Here is an 18,378-nt window from a genome sequence, read left to right as displayed (position 1 = left end):
TCAGATTAGCTAATAACAGTTATTCGCGTTCTTAGGCTGGTAACTTGGATAAAGTGTAATACTCATTTATAGCCTCGATCGGTAGAAAAAAGGCAGAGGGTAAGTCATTAAAAAATGTAAACAAACGAATTTAGGCTCATGATGGATGAATAGAATATTGTTAATAAGACTAGCAAAACCCTTACAGGTAATTGTTGGATCGACTACAAAATCCCAAATTGCTGACTAGCATTGCCCAAACTAACTAGGTGTAAATACTTAAATTGTTAACTAATCGGCAAATGAGAAGAGTGAAGTAGCTCTGTGGGAGCTAAGGGATTCAGCAATTAACTAGATGCGGATGTCTCTAGTCAAGATTCCGGCTTAACTACTACGATCCCCAACGAGCGGAAGACATCTAAAGAGAAATATCTCTTTTCAGCCGAGAGCGGAAATTTTTCTAGCTACAAAATCTAGGATCTCACAAGCTAACTAAATTACCTCTCTACCGTTGGTGAGAAAATCTAATGTTGCTAGCTTTTCAAGTTGTCGTACGATAGGTAATTAGCTGCAACCACTGTCACCGGAAATCTATGTCTAATCTATCTTTTGGCACACTTTTAGCTGAACCGAGGTCATCTTACGACGAAACTAGAAGCCAAGGCGAGCAATGGGTTGAAGTGCTAGTAGATGTGCCAGGAAGTCAGGAAGCAGCAGAGCAGAGATTATATACCTATCGGTTGCCACCAGATTTAGCAGTAGAAGCAGGAGACATTATCAGCGTACCATTTGGAGCGCAAACTGTTGGTGGAATTGCTATTCGTTTTCTAGCATCACCTCCTGCCCAGTTAGAACTTAGTCAAATCAAGAATGTAGAAGAGGTCATCGCAACTGGCTTTTTTCCACGCCATTACTGGCAACTACTAGAGCAGTTAGCTCAATACTACTGCACTTCTTTACTCACTGCAATTAAAGTAGCTTTACCTCCAGGATTGTTAGGGCGATCGCAGCGCCGAATTCGCCTTAAACCCAATTTACCAGCAGGAGCGGAAAATTTTTGTAACTCAGCCGCCGCCAGACAAATCCTGGCGCTGCTACAATCTCAAGCGAACGGTGATTATAGCACTCGCTATCTTCAACGTCAAGTAAAAGGAGCAAATCGAGGTATACAAGAGTTAATCAAACGCAATTGGGTAGAAAGTTATCTCGAACCCCCCAGAAGCGCCCGTCCCAAACAGCAAAAAGTAGTTACATTTATTACTGAAGTCGCCGATTTAACTTCTCGTCAGCGAGAAGTTTTAGCAGTATTGCGACGTTGGGGAGGCGAACTTTGGTTAAATCAACTACTACAAATTTGTAGCACCAGTTCCTCAATCGTAAAAAAGTTAGCAGAAAAAGGCTGTGTGGCGATCGCCGAAAGAGAAATTCTGCGTTTAGCCAACGAACCCCCAGTAGCCAAAGATAGTCCCAAAATTCTGACCCAAGCCCAAAGCGAAGCTTTACAAGTCATCAACAATCTATCAGAATTCCGACAAGTATTGCTGCATGGAGTCACAGGTTCAGGAAAAACCGAAATTTACTTACAAGCGATCGCGCCAATTTTAGCACAAGGAAAAAGTGCGATCGTCCTCGTCCCCGAAATCGGCTTAACCCCCCAACTAACCGACCGTTTTCGCGCTCGTTTCGGAAACTCTGTCTGCGTCTATCACAGCGCCCTCAATGAAGGCGAACGCTTCGACACCTGGCGACAAATGCTCGCAGGCGAACCCCAAGTCATCATCGGTACTCGTTCCGCAATTTTCGCACCGCTACCCAACCTCGGTGTAATCATTTTAGACGAAGAACACGACTCCAGCTTCAAACAAGACCGACCTGCACCAACCTACCACGCACGTCAAGTCGCTAAATGGCGAGCAGAACTAGCAAATTGTCCCCTCATTCTCGGTTCAGCCACCCCCTCCTTAGAAACTTGGGTAGAATTCACCGAGGAAAACGCCCAAACACCCACACACCATTACCTTTCCTTACCAGAAAGAATCCAATCTCGCCCCTTACCACCCATAGAAATAGTAGATTTGCGGCAAGAACTACAACAAGGAAACCGCTCAATCTTCAGCCGATCGCTGTATAATTCCCTCCAACAGCTACAAAACCGCCAGCAACAAGGCATTCTTTTCATCCCTAGACGCGGACACAGTACCTTCGTTTCCTGTCGTAGCTGCGGCTACGTCATCGAATGTCCCCACTGCGACGTTTCCCTCTCCTATCACTACACCCACGAAGGCGCAACAGAACTGTTACGCTGTCATTACTGTAACCACACTCAACTACAACCAAGTCAATGTCCAGAATGTAGTTCCCCCTACCTCAAACACTTCGGGACTGGTACTCAACGAGTCGCCCAAGAACTCACAAAAGTCTTTCCCGAACTACGTTTTATTCGCTTCGACAGCGATACCACCCGCACCAAAGGAGCGCATCGCACCCTCCTCACCCGTTTTACCAGAAAAGAAGCAGATTTGCTCATTGGCACGCAAATGTTAACTAAAGGCTTAGATATCGCCAATGTTACCCTTGTGGGCGTAGTTGCTGCCGACGGATTACTGCATATGTCCGACTACCGCGCCGCAGAACGTGCTTTCCAAACCTTGACACAAGTAGCAGGTCGTGCTGGTCGAGGTGACGATCCTGGTCGAGTAATTATTCAAACTTATACTCCAGAGCATCAGGTAATTGAAGCAGTACAGGAGCATAACTATCTCAACTTTACCCAAGCTGAATTAAGAGAGCGAGAAGCTTGGAACTATCCACCTTACGGACGTTTAATTTTGTTGAAAATTAGTGGTTTAGATGCTGGAGAAGTGCAAGAAAATGCCGAGATAGTTGCCGATGCTTGTCAAAATTTTCTGGATTCGCAATGGGAAATACTCGGACCTGCGCCAGCTAGAATTATGCGAGTAGCCCGTCGTTATCGTTGGCAGATTTTGCTAAAGTCACGAATTGAAACAGACAAACAACTGCCAAATTTAACTCAATTAATGTCTTTGTGTTCCCAGTCGGTAAGCTTTACTATTGACGTTGACCCATTAAATATGGATTGACAACTCCTCGACCATTAGGAACCAGCGTAGCTAGTTTTGGGCTGACACACTCAGGTCTAATTGGGAGAGTAGCACGAATTGTTAAAATATGGAAGTCAAAGGAAAAGGCGCATCCTCGCTTGTTTAGAAACGAGGTTTTTCAGCGCCATATTTTCGCTCGAACATAGTTAATCCCAAAATGACCAGAGTAATTGGTTTAATTAGTGGTACGTCTGTAGACGGAATAGATGCTGCCTTAGTAGAGATCGCCGAGACAGAGGCTAACTTAGAGGTAGACTTATTAGCTGGACGTACTTTTGCCTATCCTACTCAATTAAAAGAGCAAATTTTGCGTGTTTGTGGTGGGGAAAAGTTGTCAGTAGAAGCCTTAGCTGAATTAGACGATAATCTGGCTGCTGAATTTGCCCGCGCTGCATTAGAAATTCAATCTGGTTTCCCGACTGCGGAATTAATTGGTTCCCACGGACAAACGGTGTTTCATCGACCACCTCTGGTAGGTCAGGATTCATCTTTAAAGCGACTAGGCTACAGCGTACAATTAGCTAGAGGAGAAGTAATTGCTCATTTAACTGGTATTCCCACAATCAGTAATTTTCGAGCTGCGGATTTAGCGGTGGGAGGACAAGGAGCGCCCTTAGTATCAAAAGTAGATGCTTACTTATTGAGCGATGCCAGTAAATACCGATGCGTACAAAACTTAGGCGGCATCGGTAATGTCACTTATTTACCTGCGAGAAAAGAAAAAAATTGGGAACAAAAAATTTCTGGCTGGGATACAGGACCCGGGAATCTACTGATAGACTTAGCAGTGCGGCAGATCACTGACAGTAAAAAAACTTACGACGAAAATGGATCTTGGGCAGCAAGAGGAACTCCTTGTTTAGAGTTAGTTAACCAATGGCTAGAGCAAGAATTTTTCACTCAAGCACCGCCAAAATCTACCGGAAGGGAATTATTTGGCGAAGCTTATCTAAGTCAATGTTGGCGAGATGCTGCTCTCTATCAACTGAGTCCGGCTGACTGGTTGGCGACTTTAACAGAGCTAACAGTGGCTTCAATTGTGCAGAGTTATCGCAATTTTTTACCTCGAATGCCTGACGAAGTGTGTTTGTGTGGTGGTGGCAGTCACAATTTATTAATCAAGAAACGTTTAGAAAGCCAGTTAGCACCAGTTGCGATATTAACCACTGACGAAGTAGGGCTGAAGGGAGATTTTAAAGAAGCGATCGCCTTTGCTGTATTAGCATACTGGCGGCAGTGTCAGCAAACTGGCAACCTCCCTCAAGTGACAGGAGCAAAAATGGCAATGTTACTAGGAGAAATTCATTTACCTCTTGGTTAAAAATTGCCATGTAAAATACAAAACACCAGTCAAGATTGGTGTAATAAGGAGCAATTAGCTCTTGTGTATCGAAAGTAATACTACTGTAGCTATACTGAAACAGACTTACCAGTTGCGGTTAAGTTGAGAAGTTAAGTAAGTGCTTATTTTCCGATTGACAAAGGTATAGAGGAAAATAAAGGTAACAGTGGCAGGAAAATCTTGAAGGGGTAGCACAGTGGGTCACACCTTTTTAATTGAGGCAGGACGCTGGACAATGCAGGGAAATTGGATGGAGCGTCAGGGAATGCCCATTGCAGTGAAAGGCAAAACAATTATTGCTTGGGGTCAAGAAAATTGGTTCACAATGGTAACTAAACTGATCTTTCCCGACAGCGATCGCGAAGAGATTTCGTTTCAATACCGAGGACGACTCGATGATGGCGAACGACAATATACATACGTTCTACAACAAAATCTCCTTGGTCGTATTGAGGGCGAGGGATGGATAGGTCCTGATTCAGTTGTCCAACGCTATTGGGTACTAGACGATCGCCGCAGGCGCAGTGGGTTTGAAACTTTCTATCGACTGGATGACAAAACTTACCATCTTTCTAGTGGTATCCTCGAAGGTCATCATCTAACCAGTACAATGGAAGCTATATTAGAGCGTCAGTCTTAAACTAGACCTTCGCTCATGCTCAAGCGCTAGCCCACAAAAACACCAAAGCGGTATCGGCGACGCTAAAAAAGCACATTTCATCTTTCTATGCAGTTTGTTTTGTGTTTGTGAAATTGATTCTTCTCGAAATTCCTCATTTGCTCGCTCCCTATTTCTTGGAGCTATATTATGGCTTATGACCCTAACTATGGTCGTTTACTCGCTAACCGCTATCAACTGATTGAGTTGGTAGGTAAAGGCGCGATGGGTAGAGTGTATCGTGCGGAAGATACTTTGCTTGGTGGTGTTACCGTAGCAGTAAAATTTCTCTCCGGGGCGCTGCTGAATAAGAAAATGCGCGAACGCTTTGAGCGAGAAGCGACGATTTGCGCCCTTTTAGGTGAAAAAAGTATTCATGTCGTCCGCGTTCGAGACTATGGCGTGGACGAAGACGATATTCCTTTTTATGTGATGGAATTTCTCGAAGGAGAGAGCCTTAGCGATCTGCTCAGAAAGCAGTCTCTCCCTTTACCTCGGTTTGTAAACATGGTTCGCCAAATTAGTTTGGGTTTACAAGCTGCTCACAAAGGAATTAAGTTCCAAAACGAAATCTGTCCGATTATTCATCGGGATATTAAACCAAGTAATATCTTAGTTTTACAAGATCCTTCCTTGGGAGAATTAGTCAAGATTCTCGATTTTGGGATTGCCAAACTAATTCAGTCGAGCAGCAATCAAACCCACTCGTTTATGGGGACTCTTGCTTATTGTTCTCCAGAACAAATGGAGGGGAAAGAACTTGACAGTCGCTCGGATATCTACAGTCTGGGAGTGGTGATGTACGAGATGTTAACTAATGAAATGCCCATTGTCCCAGAAACTCACTCTTTTGGCGGCTGGTATCAAGCCCATCATCATGTAGAACCATCACCATTCGATCCGAGTTTAAAAATTCCCTCATCCTTGTCCGCCTTGATCGTCAAGTGTTTGGCAAAAGCACCGAGCGATCGCCCTCAAAGTGCGGCGGAAATTTTAGATATTTTAGAACCTCTCGAAAAAAGCTTTAGTAAAAATCGTTCTCGCCGTTGGGATTCTGGCAAAGACGATCGAACTTTTGTTGATGCCGGTCCGACTATTGACGATCTCTGTGGGAAAACTAAGTGGCCTTCAGACAAACCCCGACAGAAAATTGTCTTTCCCCGTCTAATTCGTACTAAAGAAGCTGTTTTTGCTACTTTATGGACAATGTTGGGTAAGCAAGATATTGAAAATCGCCTTGTCAGTACCCGCTATAACCAATTTTTGTTTTTAACTTCTCCTCATCCGATGGTGCTGTGGATTACAGTTCTCCATAACCAAGAATACGGTCCGCGCTGGTTGCCTTGCTATCTCGATTTGAAAACCTCGGCAGGGCAGCGTATGGCTAGAATTCTTGGAGAATCTGGAAGTTACAGAATTTTGTTTTTTGCTCTTGAAGACCCGAAACGCTGTCAAAATGTCCTTAAGTCTACTATTGACCCTACTCAATGCAAAATGCTAATTAAGTGGGCAGATGATTCTCAGGGGATGAGAGTTACTGCTTCGCCACAAATAAGTAAGAATGTCCTGAAAAAAGAGTTTGAAAGGCTCAAACCGAAGATTTTGATGCGCTTGGAAGCAGTTTATACTACTGGTTCTGCTACCGATCTCTCTGGTGGATGATTTTTGGGGATTGGGAGATTGGTGATTGGGGATTTCGGTGAACAGTTATCAGTTATCAGTAGAGAGTAGAGATTGGAGACAAGCAAGCAAGAGGGGGAAAAGGGAAAGGACAAAAAGGATAAACTGTTCACTGTTCACTGTTTACTGTTCACTGCTAACTGAACCCAGTCCCCAGTCCCTCATTTCTTGGGGGAGAAGAAAATCATCGGAAACCAACTTTTACGCAGAATTTCGTTAGCAAAGCTGGGAGCAGTCCATTCGAGTAAAGTGCTGCGGTAGTCGCTGGCGATCGCGATCGCGCTAATATCAAATTCGATTGCGGCTTCTAAAATTTCTAAGATCGGATTTCCTTGTCGCACTTCTGTATTAACTTGCAAATCTAGTTGTTCTAACTCCACTTTGACTGACTCTAACTTCTCAGTTGCTTCTTGGAGACGATGTTCAATCGGCATTCCCCGCCGTACTGAATCATCTACTACCCAAATCAACATACATTGTTGGAGAGAGTTCTCTGGTCGATTTTGAGCATAGTTTTTAATTTGTTCGACCAAATAGCGTGCTGCCTGAGAGTCATTGTAAGGAATTAACAAATAACGCCCGATATGTTGACAGCGTAAATCGAGTTCTTCGCGAGTGTAGGTAGAAATCAGTTGAGGACGGAAAATTAACAAAGGCGTAGAAGTTATTTTTCCTAAAGCAACGCTGGTACTACCGAAAAGCTTTTCTTGCAGTAAGCTCCGGATTGGCGTTCCCGTCATAATCACATCAAACTGATATTTTTCGAGAATCCGAGGAATAGTATCTAAAGGACGACCAGAAGGAAGTTCTATTTGCACTTCGACTCCTTCAGGTACGTTTTCGAGTGCGGCTGAGAGGCGAGCTTTTGCTTGCTCGACTTTCTCTTCGTCTATTCGGGGAACGCCACCCTCTTCCCAGAGAGGTACGCTATGCAAGAAGACGATTTGCTTAATGCCGCTCATAGCTAGACTGGGTACGAAATGAACGAGGCGATGCAAACCATCGGAAAAGTCTGTGCAGATTAAGCAGCGCTGGAACATATTCAGGGTGAATCACTTTTTTCTAACACTAACACCTTATATGTTCTCTTAAACAGCACCTTCTCAGTCTCAATTTTAATTTTTTTGTTGCTGCTAGCTCGCGCTTTTGCTTTCACATCTCTGACGCTAGTGTGGAGTTGCCTGGTTGAGGTAGCGAACGAAAGGCAATTTCTAGCTTCGCGAGCGAGCCTACACTCAGAAATAAACTACAAATCAACTCATCTCATTTCGAGTAGTTATTGACGCCCCAACATCCCCAGCTTTTTTCGTCTTGACACGAACTCAGCAAGAGACAGAGGTCGCCTAGCTTTAGCTCAGGCACGTCACAAGGTTAATTTACGCTCTTGGCTCTAAACCCCATTCATGCTTGAGGAACTCTTTATACATATTTTCGCGAACCAGCATTTGCTCGTAAAGCTTCACTAAAAAGTCTTGGGCTTGCTCGCGGCTCATTTTTTGCACTTGAGTTTCAAATGAGCGAATATTGAATTTTTGTTCGAGAGACAGTTGTTGAGACATAACTAACTCCTAACTACAACTAAACTGAACTACTGGATTTGAGTGGATTTGACCTTCTCGTTGAGTCGCTTGGGAGACGACTGTTTCCAGTTGTTATTACAAAATATAACAAATGATTGACAAAATGCAAATCCCTCCTTTGGTCTAATACGGATAAGATGATGACTAACCCGGACAATTTGTCAAGATAGTTAAATCATATGTAGCAAGTGTCCGGTCAGAAAAATGCTCAGAGCGAACAAAACCCCTGAGTAGATATACTCAAAGATCTTCAGGGGCGAGAATAAAGAGTGCCAAAAAAAGCTAAGATAGAAAAAGTGAGCCAAGGCATCCCACTCAAATTTGTTGGGGAAGACGAAAAAAAACTGGCGAAGTGAAAAAAGGTTATGATACGTTAATAAATAGTGTAAATATTCTGTAATAATCTAAAGAGAAGAAAATATTTAGGTCAAGACACAGTAGCGATGGCTTTGAGGGCTTTAGGAACTTGAGTGGTAGAGCTACGCAATCTGGTATGTAAGAAAAAGTTTATGAGGAGCGGCATAAGCCGATATTGTAAAGAGTGGCAAAGTTAGCAAAATTATGGGTAGAGCTTGAAGAATACTCAGCTTACCAGTTAATCTTAACTTTGCCTGAAAACCTATGCCTGAGATTGAAGTTTTTCACCAATTAAATGATGGAGGTAAGGACAAATGTCTGTTCGTTTATATGTAGGTAACTTGCCAAAAGAGCCTGTGGAACGCCAGGAGTTGCAAACTATGTTTGCAGAAGTTGGGGAAAATGTTTCCACTAAGGTAATCAAAGACCGCAAAACTGGCAAGTGTCGGGGATTTGCTTTCGTGACCGTACCTAACGATGAAATGGCGGATGAGTTGATTTCTAAGTTTAACGGTCAGCCTTTCATGGATAGTAACCTGAAAATTGAAAAGGCTCTACCGCGCTCAAAAAGTAAGGGAAATACGAATGAGACTCCTTCTCGCTCTGGAGGAAGCGGTAGTAGTTCTTCAGGACGACGCAACAAGAAGTCAAAGCGTAGTAGTAGCAGTTCTTCAGATACGGGGGCGGTTCAACCAGATCCTCGTTGGGCGGATGAATTGGCGAAACTTAAGGAGATGCTGGCAACCCAGACGAGCAATTCTTGATCGGTTTTGGCGGCAGTGCGATCGCCAGCTTTTCTGGCGACTATTTTCGTGGCTGAAGGTAAAGTTTAAGTTAAGAGGCAAGCAAGTTTCTTGGCTAAAAAATAATGGTTCTCCTGGCTGATGTTTATTAACTGGGAGTTCCATTTTTCAAGGGGTAGCTGAGATTGGCTTTTAGCCTACATTCCGCTCATTTTCTGGGACACTTCCTTAAAGGATTTTTCAATCAATCTAAGGCTTTGAGTCGTAAACACAGCCCGATGATAATGCTTCCCAGAATATAGAAATGGTCGGCATGGGGCATCGGCACGACCTTAAATGTACGTCGAGGGATGGTAAGATTACGACCGTAGCACAAATCCTCACGCCTAGCCTGCGGCAACCCTGCGCGAACAGGCTGAGGAGTATGTCAACTAAGACAAATACCCGCATAAGTAAACTCTGAAAAATCGGGTAAGGTTTGCCTCGACAATGTTCCCATGAGCTTGTTCGATACAACTCACTAACTTAACTCCTTACCCAAAAAAATGGGTTTAAAGCCTCGCTGTTCTACGGCGACTTTGATTGAAAAGAAACTAGAAAGTTAGTACATTAGTTGATAGCAAGTAAAATGAAAATCTACGTGATTCTTCGCTCTAGTTCGGAGTAATCCCGGTAAGTAAGAAACAACGGTTAGATTGGCTCTAACGGCAGTATGACTAAACCACTGCTAGCTTTCTTCAGAGCGAGGAGCGTACTAAACTAGCTTTGGTGATGGATGTTTGAAAGCATAAAACTAAAAAAGTAAGCGCAATATATGCGGCTATATGCCAAAATATCGAGCGTCTATAGGCAACTTAACTGTGCCGGCAAGAGGAAAGAGAAGTAGTTGTGCCCCTCCCTTTAGCAACGCGGAGGGAGGGGAGTAGTCAAATCTGTTTAAAGTTGTACGAAAGAGCTACAAACTGGCACGTATCTGTAGGTTTCTTGACTCAAACAACGGAGTTCTCGACAGAACTAAGTCTGGTCAGGTTTGCAGCTTGGGTTTCCTCAAGCTCCTGTTAGAATGCGGAGCATTTAACGGGAGTTCCTGACCTCTTTTATTTTCACAGTATTTTTTTGAATTAATTGGTATCCTGTCACTACACGATTACCATCAGGAAAAACCGTCCACTTCCATTCGACCTCATAATCAGGTCTAATTTCAATGTAATAGATCGAAGGCGGGATCGAGGGATCGCTTGGATCTGGTGCTTTGACAATTCGCTTGTTAATTTGTGCTTGTTTTGGCTGATTCATACATTTCTACTGTCTGCAAAAATCTTTCTATTTTCATCTAAGATAATTTCGCTAGCTCGAAAGCATTTTTTTACTGTTTTTATCTTACCTTAACTGAACAACGGGAAACTTAATCCTTATTTTACCTAAGTTTAGTAGTTACTCTTAGTTGAAGCTGATACTATAGCTGTGGGAGGTGCTATTAACCTGTTTTGTGAAGCATGAACTAAAGAGTAGTAGTGGGTTTTATAAAGATAAGGATGAAAATTATGAGTGGCACTAAGCTAGAAAATCGATCCATCCAGCTACCAAAAATTAGAACCAAAGATAATGAGTTTAACTTTGACCGTTGGGCAAAAGCGGTAAGACATCAAATGCTGGCGGCACTCCCAAAAAGGTCAAAACATACCTAAATTTTAACAGCAAAAGAGAAAAGTAGAGACAGAAAATATCCTGTCTCTACGAAAAACGATCGCTATTTTGTCAAGCAAAGAAAACAAATTTAACTTATTGCTAATTCTTCTTGTGGTTGACTAATGCCAACTCTGGGTAAGCGATGTTTAAAACTACAAAGGATTTCCCAAGAAATTGTCCCCAGAGCAGATGCCCAATCGTCAGCAGTAATTTGTAAGTTACCATCTTTACCCAGGAGGGTGACAACTTCTCCAGGCTGTAAGTCAGGAATGCTAGTGACATCAAGCATTAGTTGATCCATAGTAATTGCACCAATTTGAGAGATCGACTTACCTCGGATCAGAACGTGCAAACGGTTAGAAAGATTGCGCGGTACGCCATCAGCGTAACCGATACCCACAACAGCAAGACGCATTGGGCGATCGCTAACAAATTTATGTCCATAGCTGACACCAGTTCCTGGAGGAATGGTTTTCACTTGAGTAACTCGTGCCTTAACTTGAAGAACAGGCATTAATTCAAGTATAGAACGCAAATGTTCCCCCGGATAAAGACCATAAATAGCCAAACCAACTCTAACGAGATCGTAATGTAAAGCGCGATCGCTTAAAGTCGCAGCCGAATTAGCCAAATGCAAACGAGGTGGTTGAATCCCAGCAGCCTTTAATTGGGCGATCGCCTCTTGGAAACGAAACTGCTGTTGTTTCATCACCGTCGGATCGGAGTCATCAGCCGTAGCCAAATGAGAATAAATACTTGCCAAATCTAGATTAGGCAACTGTTGTACCAACTGAGCAAACTCCGTCGCACAATACCAAGGAGTACCCAGACGAGACATACCCGTATCCAATTTCAGATGAACAGGTAAAGACTCTCCCAAAACACTCATCGTCTCCGAAAAAATCAAAGCCTGTTGAGGAGTACACAAGGTTGGTTGTAGATCGTAATAGGCGATCGCCTGCACTTCTGAGGAAGTATTAATCGCACCTAAAATTACAATCGGAGCCAGAATACCAGCTTCACGTAATTCTACTCCCTCCTGTAAAGTAGCAACTGCTAGCCAACTAGCACCAGCCCTTAAAACCGTTTGTGCAACTCTCACCGCACCATGACCATAAGCATCAGCCTTAACCACCGCCATTAACTCAGTTTCCGGCTGTAAAATGCCCTTAACTTGGCGAACGTTATTCGCTAAAGCCTCCAAATCAATTTCCACCCAAGCACGCTGTCGAACTGCTTCTGAAGCTCCAAAAGTTAGTTTGCCGCAGACGTTACAGCGAACAGAAGCAACACCTCGGCTTTGCTCCCTATTTAGCACAGCTTACACTCCTCATCACTCACATTTTTTTAACCCAGGCAAAAATCGAGATAATCCGGATATATTGCCTTGAGTATTGCAACTAATCAAACAAAATCAACACTGTGCTGTCAACTATCTTGGGGGAATTGGGGACTGGGGACTGGGGACTGGGGACTAGGGACTGGGAAGAGGGGGAAGACTTGGGGGAGAGGGAAGACTTGGGGGAGAGGGAAGACTTGGGGGAGGGGGTTTTCACGTACCCGCATTTACCAGTTATCAGTAGATATTGGAGATAAGAAGCAATTAGCGAATAAACTGTTTAGTGTTCGGTGGTAACTGTTCACTGTTCACTGTTCGGTGGTAACTGTTCACCAGTCCCCAGTCCCCAATCACCAATCCCCAATCCCAACTGATAACTGATAACCGACCAGGTATGTTAGCATCTGGAATAATAATCATTCAATCAATTAAAACGACAAGGGAATGAGTAAAGTCCTGGTGCTTAATGCTTCCTACGAACCGCTCAACATTACAAGTTGGCGAAGGGCAGTGGTTTTATTGCTCAAAGGCAAAGCAGAGCAAGTCGAACATAACGGGAAGTATCTTTACACCGAACTTCCCTTACCAACAGTGATTCGACTCCGTTACTACGTGCGGGTTCCCTATAAAGAAATACCTCTGACCCGACGTAATATTCTCGAACGAGATGAGCATAGTTGTCAATACTGTAGTTATAAAGGCGATAATTTGACCCTCGACCATGTAGTCCCGCGTTCTCGTGGTGGAGGAGATAGCTGGGAGAATATCGTCACCGCCTGCGTGCGCTGTAACGTTAATAAAGGCAATCGGACTCCAAAAGAAGCAAGTATGCTTTTAAAACGTCAGCCGCGCCGACCATATAGTAGCCTTCACTTTGAAATAATCAAGCACGTGAAAGGCGATCGCAATCAGGAGTGGAAAAAATATGTAATTGGTATCTAGGTTTCCTGCAATTAATCAAAAGCAGGTTTTTTTGTCTCATTCAGCCGAGAGAGGGTTACGGTTCTTGTCTCGATCGCTGCATATTGTATTTGTAAGTCGAATTAGGTAGGGGGTTGAGCGTAACTCACTTTAACTGCATAATTACGGCAAGCTGCTTGAACAGCACAAAGATAATTTTATTGCTTTGTAAGTTAACTATGCCCTCAGAATCTTTAAATTCTGCCAACAACTCGCTGGTAGCGGCTGAGTCCAAAATGGATGCGGCGGTAATTGAAGCTAAAGAAAAACCTTCTGTTCGCTCTCCGGAGTCGATTTTTCAAGACGAGGAGAGAGATATTTATTATCAGCATTTAACACAAACAGATTCACCGATAGAAAAATTAGTGGAAGCTCTGCGAGAAACTTTAGAGCGTCATCGGGGCGAACGTCAATTAGTCTTGTTACAAGATTTTCCCGATCCGGATGCTCTTTCTAGTGCTTGGGCGTATAGTATTATTGCCCAACAGTATGATATTCAGTGCGATATTGTTTATGCTGGTACGGTTTCTCACCAAGAAAATATTGCTTTGGTGAAGTTAACTGGTTTACCTGCGAAACGCTGGAGTGTACCAAATGTTAAAGAGCAAGATTTATCAGTTTATCAAGGTTGTGTTCTTGTGGATGGTCAAGGTACGACCAGTCAACTAATGTCTTTGGTAAATAAGGCAAATATTCCTTTGATTGTGACGATCGACCATCATAGCTCTCAGGGAGACATTCAGGCGGAATTTATTGATTTACGTCCGCAAGCGAGAGCAACAGCGACAATTTTGACTGAGTATTTGGAAGCAGGATTGTTAAAGTTAAGTACGAGTAATAAGAAACATATTAAATGTGCTACTGCTTTAATGCACGGTTTGCGATCGGATACTAATAGTTTGTTACAAGCACAGGAAGAAGATTTTTTGGCTGCGGCTTTTCTAAGTCGTTTTTACGATCCGCAATTACTCAATGCGATTTTACAGTCGGCTCGTTCTAAGCGAGTGATGGATGTGATCGAGCGATCGCTGAAAAATCGCCTTGTCCAAAATAGTTTTTCGATCGCTGGTGTGGGTTATTTACGTTATGACGATCGCGATGCTATTCCTCAAGCTGCTGATTTTTTGGTGACAGAAGAAAATGTCCATACCGCAGTTGTTTATGGTATCGTTCACGATGAAGATGAGGAACTGGAATTGGTAATTGGTTCCCTCAGAACTAGCAAATTAACTCTCGATCCGGATGAATTTATTAAAGAAGCTTTTGGACAAGATGCTCAAGGACGTTTTTTTGGTGGCGGACGCTATATGGCGGGTGGCTTTGAAATTCCTTTGGGTTTTCTCTATGGCTTCAATGATAACTCGGATTATGCCAAAATTAAATGGGAAGTTTTTGATACGCAAATTAAGCAAAAGCTGTTGCGCTTGGTGAATCCGGATGATAGTGTAATTTCTGGCTTGTAAGTTTAATTCGGTTAAATGGAAATTTACCTGATTCGCCACGGTATCGCCGCCGAACGAGGAAGTTACGATCGAGATGAAGATCGTCCCCTAACAGATAAAGGTCGTCAAAGAACGAAAAAGGTTGCTCTGCGACTTCACGAAATTGGTTTGCGTTTTGAGACAATTTTGACTAGTCCTTTAGTTAGAGCGCAACAAACTGCCAAAATTCTCCAAAATGTAGGTTTGGGGACAAACGTAGTTGAATTTCCCGCTTTGGCTCCTGACGGGGAGGTTCGCGCTTTGGTAAACTGGCTTGAGGAAAATCAGAGCGATACGCACGAAGTGCATCAGCGCAGCCATCCCTTGGCTTTAGTTGGTCATCAACCCGATTTAGGCAATTGGGCGGAAATTTTAGTCTGGGGAAAAACTGAAGAAAAGCTAGTGGTAAAAAAAGCTGGTATCATCGGTTTACAAGTTCCCCAAACTGAGCCTTTGGGCAATAGTGAATTATTTTTGCTTACTTCGCCCAAATGGTTAATTTAGCTACTGTTTAATTTTGCTAAAACAGGTAATTTATCGGAATTTTTCCGGTAAGTTAATCTTGAATAAATTTTCTCTAGTTATAGGTATAATTATGACGGTTTGCGAATATAAACCAGGTTTAGAAGGTATCCCCGCCGCTCAGTCCAGTATTAGTTATGTGGATGGAAAACAGGGTATTTTAGAGTATCGCGGTATTCGTATTGAGGAATTGGCGCAAAAAGGGACTTTTCTCGAATCTAGCTTTTTATTAATTTGGGGTAAACTGCCGACTAAAGAAGAATTGACTGCTTTTCAAACTGATATTATTTACCATCGACGGGTTAAATATCGGATTCGGGATATGATGAAGTGTTTCCCGGAAACTGGTCATCCAATGGACGCGCTGCAAACTTCTGCGGCGGCATTAGGACTTTTTTACTCTCGTCGTGCTTTGGATAACCCGGAATATATTCGCGAAGCGGTGGTGCGACTGCTGGCGAAAATTCCGACGATGGTAGCGGCGTTTAGTCAAATGCGTAAGGGAAACGATCCTGTTAAGCCAAATGATGATTTAGATTACGCGGCTAACTTTTTGTATATGCTAACTGAGAGGGAACCAGATCCTCTTGCTGCAAGAATTTTTGATGTTTGTTTGACTTTGCACGCGGAACATACAATTAATGCTTCCACTTTTAGTGCAATGGTGACAGCTTCAACTTTGACCGATCCTTATGCAGTAATTGCTTCGGCAGTTGGTACTTTGGCAGGCCCTTTGCATGGTGGTGCAAATGAAGAAGTGATCTCGATGTTAGCAGAAATTGGCACAAGAGAAAATGTACGACCTTATGTGGAGAATTGTCTAGAGAAGAAGATGAAAATTATGGGTTTTGGACACCGAGTTTATAAGGTGAAAGATCCCAGAGCAACTATTTTGCAAAATTTAGCAGAACAGTTGTTTGAAAAGACTGGTTACGATAAGTATTATGAACTCGCAGTTGAGTTGGAGCGAGTAGTTGAGGAAAAATTAGGGCATAAGGGAATTTATGCGAATGTAGATTTTTATTCGGGTTTGGTTTACAGGAAATTAGGTATTCCTACCGATCTGTTTACGCCTGTATTTGCGATCGCGCGTGTGGCTGGTTGGTTGGCTCATTGGAAGGAACAATTGGGCGTTAACCGCATTTTCCGTCCGACTCAAGTTTATCTCGGTCCTCGTGAGGCTCCTTATATCCCGATCGAGGAACGTTAATTTTGGGATTGGGTTTTTCAGTTATCAGTTATCAGTCCCCTTAGACGCTAATCGCTAACTCTACTAAAAAAAGCTCAGTCTCATACCATAAAACTGAGCTTTTGTCAAGAAAATTATCGAAGTAAATTAACTTTGCTGAGTTGCAGGTTCTTGAGCTAAAAACTTCTCTAATTCAGTCAGTGCATCGGCATCAACTTTAGTTTGCATCGGGCAGAATTTCGGACCGCACATCGAGCAGAATTCAGCAGTTTTGTAAATATCTGCGGGTAAAGTTTCGTCGTGATATTCTCTAGCTCGTTCTGGGTCTAAAGCTAGCTCAAATTGACGATTCCAGTCAAAATTATAACGGGCGGTACTGAGTTCATCGTCTCTGTCTCGCGCTCCCGGACGATGACGGGCGATATCCGCCGCGTGAGCAGCTATTTTATAAGCAATTAAGCCTTGACGGACATCTTCAGCATCAGGAAGTCCAAGGTGTTCCTTGGGAGTAACATAACAAAGCATAGCCGTGCCATGCCAACCCGCGATCGCTGCACCAATTGCTGAGGTGATATGGTCGTAACCAGGTGCAATATCTGTCACCAAGGGACCCAACACATAGAAAGGTGCTTCCGAACACTCTTCCATCTGCTTTTTCACATTAAACTCGATTTGATCCATCGGTACGTGACCGGGACCTTCAACCATTACCTGGATATCATCTTCCCAAGCTTTGCGAGTTAACTCACCCAATGTTTTCAACTCAGCCAATTGTGCATCATCAGAAGCATCATGAGTACAACCCGGACGCAAAGAATCCCCTAAACTAAAGGAAACATCGTACTTCTTAAAAATTTCGACAATATCCTGGAAGTGAGTATAAAGCGGATTTTGCTTGTGGTGGTGCAGCATCCACTTCGCCAGAATACCACCACCGCGAGAAACAATACCAGTAATCCGATTTCTGACCAAAGGTAAATGTTCAATCAAAATTCCTGCATGAATCGTCATGTAATCTACACCTTGTTGGGCGTGTTTTTCAATAACGTGCAAGAAATCATCAGCCGTCAGATTTTCAACTTTACCATGTACGCTTTCCAAAGCCTGATAAACTGGAACTGTCCCAATTGGTACTGGCGAAGCATTAATAATCGCGGTGCGAATTTCATCTAAATTACCGCCACCCGTAGACAAATCCATAACGGTATCCGCACCATATTTTACCGCCAAATTTAGCTTTTCCAGTTCTTCATTAATCTCAGAAGAATTTGGCGACGCACCGATATTAGCATTTACCTTACATTTAGCAGCAATGCCAATACACATCGGTTCGAGATTAACGTGATTAATATTCGCCGGGATAATCATTCTACCCCGTGCCACTTCCTCACGAATTAAATCCGCAGGGAGATTTTCCCGTTTCGCAACATAGTGCATTTCTTCGGTAATAATTCCCTGACGAGCGTAGTACATTTGGCTAACATTACCATCACCACGCCGTTTAGCGACCCATTCCGATCTCATTCTCGATATTCCTCTAATAACAGCTTCCCTCCGCTGGTATTACCCAGACTCAGGTTCTTAGGGTCTTTCTCAGCCCGAATTTCCAGACACCCCTAGCTTTAACCTTTTAGGTTAGCAGTGGATTTCAGTGGTGGGTAGTAATGTTACTAAATTTTAACCTTTGGGGTTGTCGGGAGCGATGGAGCGATCGCCAAAATTTAGCTTCATTTAACT

At 43.2% G+C, this 18,378-nt stretch carries 13 protein-coding genes and 1 riboswitch; of the genes, 9 read left to right on the top strand and 4 right to left on the bottom strand.

The window, feature by feature from the left end; all coding sequences use genetic code 11:
• Positions 1 to 572: 572 nt before the first annotated feature.
• The 4 genes from priA to G3T18_RS25330 all read left to right on the top strand — a co-directional run bounded on the left by priA (position 573) and on the right by G3T18_RS25330 (position 6,763).
• Complete coding sequence (priA, locus tag G3T18_RS25345; protein WP_224413373.1) at positions 573 to 3,080, top strand: primosomal protein N'; 2,508 nt, start codon at positions 573 to 575, stop codon at positions 3,078 to 3,080.
• A gap of 178 nt (positions 3,081 to 3,258) precedes the next feature.
• Positions 3,259 to 4,422 (top strand): anhydro-N-acetylmuramic acid kinase, encoded by a 1,164-nt coding sequence (locus tag G3T18_RS25340; RefSeq protein ID WP_224413372.1) that lies wholly within the window; start codon positions 3,259 to 3,261, stop codon positions 4,420 to 4,422.
• A gap of 217 nt (positions 4,423 to 4,639) precedes the next feature.
• Positions 4,640 to 5,083, top strand: a complete 444-nt coding sequence (locus tag G3T18_RS25335) for a hypothetical protein (RefSeq protein WP_224413371.1) — start codon at positions 4,640 to 4,642, stop codon at positions 5,081 to 5,083.
• Between the two features lie 168 nt (positions 5,084 to 5,251).
• Positions 5,252 to 6,763: a serine/threonine protein kinase gene (locus tag G3T18_RS25330; RefSeq protein ID WP_224413370.1), complete on the top strand. Its 1,512-nt coding sequence runs from the start codon at positions 5,252 to 5,254 to the stop codon at positions 6,761 to 6,763.
• Between the two features lie 179 nt (positions 6,764 to 6,942).
• Here G3T18_RS25330 and G3T18_RS25325 read toward each other — a convergent pair whose 3' ends face one another.
• Positions 6,943 to 7,821 (bottom strand): universal stress protein, encoded by an 879-nt coding sequence (locus G3T18_RS25325; RefSeq protein ID WP_224413369.1) that lies wholly within the window; start codon positions 7,819 to 7,821, stop codon positions 6,943 to 6,945.
• A 336-nt stretch (positions 7,822 to 8,157) separates the two neighbouring features.
• On the bottom strand, positions 8,158 to 8,340 hold the full coding sequence (locus G3T18_RS25320) for an NblA/ycf18 family protein (protein WP_224413368.1): 183 nt from the start codon (positions 8,338 to 8,340) through the stop codon (positions 8,158 to 8,160).
• Between the two features lie 692 nt (positions 8,341 to 9,032).
• On the opposite strand from G3T18_RS25320, the gene G3T18_RS25315 reads away from it, so the two are divergent.
• Positions 9,033 to 9,482, top strand: a complete 450-nt coding sequence (locus G3T18_RS25315; protein ID WP_224413367.1) for an RNA recognition motif domain-containing protein — start codon at positions 9,033 to 9,035, stop codon at positions 9,480 to 9,482.
• Positions 9,483 to 11,238: 1,756 nt separating this feature from the next.
• Here the strand turns inward: G3T18_RS25315 and alr are convergent.
• A complete protein-coding gene (gene alr, locus G3T18_RS25310; protein ID WP_318014032.1) occupies positions 11,239 to 12,468 on the bottom strand; it encodes an alanine racemase in 1,230 nt (409 codons plus the stop codon).
• 465 nt (positions 12,469 to 12,933) lie between these two features.
• Here alr and G3T18_RS25305 point away from each other — a divergent pair, with 465 nt between their 5' ends.
• From G3T18_RS25305 to G3T18_RS25290, 4 genes are all read left to right on the top strand, one after another.
• Entirely contained in the window at positions 12,934 to 13,431 is a 498-nt protein-coding gene (locus tag G3T18_RS25305; protein WP_224413366.1) for an HNH endonuclease, read from the top strand.
• A 197-nt stretch (positions 13,432 to 13,628) separates the two neighbouring features.
• On the top strand, positions 13,629 to 14,912 hold the full coding sequence (locus G3T18_RS25300; RefSeq protein WP_224413365.1) for a DHH family phosphoesterase: 1,284 nt from the start codon (positions 13,629 to 13,631) through the stop codon (positions 14,910 to 14,912).
• Positions 14,913 to 14,927: 15 nt separating this feature from the next.
• Positions 14,928 to 15,434: a phosphohistidine phosphatase SixA gene (sixA, locus tag G3T18_RS25295; protein WP_224413364.1), complete on the top strand. Its 507-nt coding sequence runs from the start codon at positions 14,928 to 14,930 to the stop codon at positions 15,432 to 15,434.
• Positions 15,435 to 15,525: 91 nt separating this feature from the next.
• The gene (locus G3T18_RS25290; RefSeq protein WP_224413363.1) at positions 15,526 to 16,662 is read left to right on the top strand and encodes a citrate synthase; all 1,137 of its coding nucleotides are present in this window, start codon (positions 15,526 to 15,528) and stop codon (positions 16,660 to 16,662) included.
• Positions 16,663 to 16,788: 126 nt separating this feature from the next.
• On the opposite strand, the gene thiC is transcribed toward G3T18_RS25290, so the two are convergent.
• Positions 16,789 to 18,165, bottom strand: a complete 1,377-nt coding sequence (gene thiC, locus G3T18_RS25285) for a phosphomethylpyrimidine synthase (protein ID WP_224413362.1) — start codon at positions 18,163 to 18,165, stop codon at positions 16,789 to 16,791.
• Between the two features lie 8 nt (positions 18,166 to 18,173).
• Positions 18,174 to 18,269: riboswitch (TPP riboswitch) on the bottom strand.
• Positions 18,270 to 18,378 lie beyond the last annotated feature (109 nt).

This window comes from Oscillatoria salina IIICB1, from assembly GCF_020144665.1.
Taxonomy (GTDB): domain Bacteria; phylum Cyanobacteriota; class Cyanobacteriia; order Cyanobacteriales; family SIO1D9; genus IIICB1.
Note: the sequence above shows the minus strand (reverse complement) of the source record. Positions and strands in the feature narration are given on the sequence as shown.